This window comes from Scandinavium sp., from assembly GCF_036271055.1.
In the GTDB taxonomy this organism is placed as follows: Bacteria; Pseudomonadota; Gammaproteobacteria; order Enterobacterales; family Enterobacteriaceae; genus Scandinavium.
This window is the reverse complement of sequence record NZ_DATBBJ010000093.1, coordinates 1-3,397: the sequence shown is the minus strand read 5'-3', so window position 1 is coordinate 3,397 and position 3,397 is coordinate 1. Positions and strand designations below refer to the sequence as shown.

Annotated in this window: 5 protein-coding genes; all 5 read left to right on the top strand. The window is 43.2% G+C overall.

Going from position 1 to position 3,397, the window contains the following annotated elements:
* Positions 1-669, top strand: a 669-nt coding sequence (locus tag VH187_RS19990; protein WP_329703193.1) for a hypothetical protein, incomplete at its 5' end; no start/stop codon positions are given.
* Positions 670-977: 308 nt separating this feature from the next.
* Positions 978-1,475, top strand: coding sequence for an NUMOD4 domain-containing protein (locus tag VH187_RS23505; protein ID WP_414714012.1), 498 nt, complete (start codon positions 978-980; stop codon positions 1,473-1,475).
* An 83-nt stretch (positions 1,476-1,558) separates the two neighbouring features.
* A complete protein-coding gene (locus VH187_RS19985) occupies positions 1,559-1,906 on the top strand; it encodes a hypothetical protein (protein ID WP_329703192.1) in 348 nt (115 codons plus the stop codon).
* On the top strand, positions 1,821-2,378 hold the full coding sequence (locus VH187_RS19980; protein ID WP_329703191.1) for a PD-(D/E)XK nuclease family protein: 558 nt from the start codon (positions 1,821-1,823) through the stop codon (positions 2,376-2,378). Before VH187_RS19985 ends, VH187_RS19980 begins: the two co-directional genes overlap by 86 nt.
* The coding region (locus VH187_RS19975) for a hypothetical protein (protein WP_329703190.1) at positions 2,375-3,397 on the top strand (1,023 nt) is incomplete at its 3' end. The genes VH187_RS19980 and VH187_RS19975, both read left to right, overlap by 4 nt.

Here is a 3,397-nt window from a genome sequence, read left to right as displayed (position 1 = left end):
AAGGTGCAACGGTATCTCGGTGTCAACAGACTACAAAGACATCGAGCAAGTGTCCTCGTTCATATGCCCTATCGCAGTGGCACGGTACGGCACGCGAAGAATATTTACGTGGAACACGATGAAGAACTTCTGGATGCGGTCATCAGGACGAGGTGGCATCCATATGAGAATAGGCCTATTCGCGACATAACCGAGTTGTTCATGGTCATGCGACGTGTGGTCAACAGTGACAAGTCGCGTCTAGAGGCTGTTACGGAGCGTCTAAGCCATCACGATCGTCTCATAGTGTTCTACAACTTCAACTACGAATTGAACGCTCTACGGGCCTTAGAAGAGCTCATAGAGGTGGCTGAGTACAACGGACACAAGCACGAACCACTGCCTGAGGGCGACAAATGGGTGTATTTGGTCCAGTATGCAGCCGGGAGTGAGTCCTGGAACTGCACTGAGACCGATTCCATGCTGTTTTACAGCCTTACATACTCGTATAAGCAGTGGGAACAGGCGCATGGAAGGATAGATCGGATGAACACTCCGTACACCGATTTGTACTACTATGTCCTACGGTCAAAAACGGCCATAGATTTGGCCATTTTTCGATCTTTGAAGTCAAAACGCAATTTTCAGCCCTCAGATGGAGTGCTCGACGACATGCTAAAAAGGGGCTAAAATAGTTATTAGAAACGGCTAAAAAACGCCTATTTTTAGTTATTAGCGACGGTCTTTTCAAAAATGGCCACACAAAACCCCTGCAAATACAAGAAAAAGCTTGCCAAGATTTTTCGTCAAAACTTTTTTATATATGGTCATATATGCTCTTAATCCCTTATTGATCGCACGAAAAAAATAAATAGATATTAGTAATGTACAATATATAAAAGTTTTCGCAAAAAATCTTGGCAAGTTCAAATGGCACTTTTTAGCGCCGCAAGGCTGTGTCTTGCCCGAGTGCTGGTTTAAAAAAATGGAGAAATTCTATGATTGAGGAGTGGAAATCGATAGATTCGTTTCCTGGATACAGCGTAAGCACTTTTGGACGTATAAAATCGGATCGATACGATCGAATTATGGTTTTGACCCAAAATCAATCGGGACTCGTTCAAGTTGGAATGGTTCGTGATGGAAAACAGCATCACAGATCGGTGCCGTTGTTAGTTGCCAAGGCCTTCATGCCACGTCATACAGAACCGTACGACACTCCGATCAACTTAGATGGAAATCGATTCAACAATCGTGTAGTGAATCTCAGATGGCGACCACGTTGGTTTGCGCTGCAGTATCACAGACAGTTCGTTTTTCAGTATCCTGACAGATTAGATGTACCAATAATTGATGCGAAGACTGAAGAGATATTTCATGGATCGTTTGAGTGTGCAAGACGCTTCGGTTTGTTGGAAAAAGATGTTGTTTACGGAATACAAAACGATCTACCAGTATGGCCCACACATCAAAGATTTTCGATCTATATAGAATAGTTATTAACTAGCATCGTATTCGCAGATTATAACGGAAGGGGATAGAATACCTCTTTTTTATTCGACCTGCGAGGTAGTGTGATGTGACCGAAAACCAATACCAAGCCAAGCTCATTAGAAAGCTTGAACGCTTGTTTCCAGGATGTGTGATTCTCAAGAATGATTCAGCTTATCAGCAAGGCATTCTTGATCTTACTCTGCTTTATCGTGATAAGTGGGCTTCTCTTGAAGTTAAGCGATCAGCTGATTCCGGAACTCGTCCTAATCAAGATTATTTTGTTAGGCAATTAAATGAGATGTCGTTTGCAGCCTACATCTATCCAGAGAATGAAGAGGAGGTTTTGATTGCGCTTCAACAAGCATTTGAACCTCCAAGGCGAACACGCGTTTCTAAGTCCAAGTCAGTATCATTGGGTCAACTACACGCCTAATCGCTTAGCTGAAAGATGGACTGCAGCACAGGCTGCAGATTATGGCATTGCCATGCATGCTTATGCTCAAAACGAAATTCAGCAAGGCCGTCTTTCAAGTCATGTTGGAACGTTGGGAATGTATATCAATGATTGCATTCACTACAAGATGACTTGTGAGCAAATTCTCTTTTATTCTGAAAACTGCTTTGGTACATGCGATGCTATTGCGTTTCGTTATAGAACTCTAAGAATCTTTGATTTGAAAACTGGTGTGATTCCAGGTTCAGTTCATCAACTTGAAATCTATGCAGCATTGTTCTGTCTTGAATACGATGTCGATCCATTCAAGATCAGTATAGAGCTACGTATCTATCAAGCTGATGAAGTAATCGTTTATGATGCTGATCCAGAGGATATTTCATTCATTATGGAAAAGATTCAAGAATTCGATCAACAGATCAGGCAGCTAAGACTAGAGGAGGAGTCGTGATCGTTACACATGAAGATCATCTAGCGCATTACGGCATTCTCAGAAGGTCTGGCCGCTATCCTTGGGGATCAGGTAATTCAGAATCTACACGTCATCGTAGCTTTCTTGATTACACCGAGAATCTCAGAAGCCAAGGAATGTCTGATACTGAGATTGCTCGTGGTTGTGGAATCACCACTACTCAGCTTCGTGCTGCTAGATCAATTGCTCTTGCTGCTCAAAAGCAAGAACAGATTCTTATGGCTCAACGTTTGAAGGAAAAGGGTCTTTCAAATGGCAAGATCGCACAACGTATGGGTTTGGCTGGCGAATCCTCAGTTCGTGCGTTGCTTGCTCCAGGTGCAGCTGACAATGCTGATGCTCTACAAACCACAGCCAAGATGATCAAGGACCAAGTCGATCAGAAGAAGATGGTTGACATTGGTGCGGGTAATGAAAGTCAACTTGGCATCACTGAGTCACGATTCAAGACGGCCGTTGCAGTCCTGCAAGAACAAGGCTATGAAGTTCATAACATTCAGAACCTTCAATTGGGTACTGGCAAATACACAACTCGTAAAGTTCTTGCTCTTCCTGGAACAACCTTGAGTGAAGTTCAGCGTAATCGTGATCAGATTCAACTGATCAATGATTATTCAGAAGATTATGGTCGTTCGTACCTCAAGACTGGTGAACCGATTCAAGTCAGTTCTAGGCGAATTGGCGTTAATTATGCTGAAGATGGTGGTGGCAAAGCAGATGGCGTTATCTACGTTCGTCCTGGCGTAAAAGATCTGTCACTTGGTGGATCCAATTATGGTCAGGTTCGTATTGCAGTTGACGGAACGCATTATCTGAAAGGTATGGCGCTTTACAAAGACGATCTTCCAAAAGGCGTCGATCTGGTATTCAACACTAACAAGTCGAATACTGGTCGTAAGAAAGACGCTATGAAGGAATTGTCTACTGATCCTATTCTGCCATTCGGTTCGATCGTTCGCCAAATTCATGGTCCTGATGGTAAAGTGATTTCTGCACTC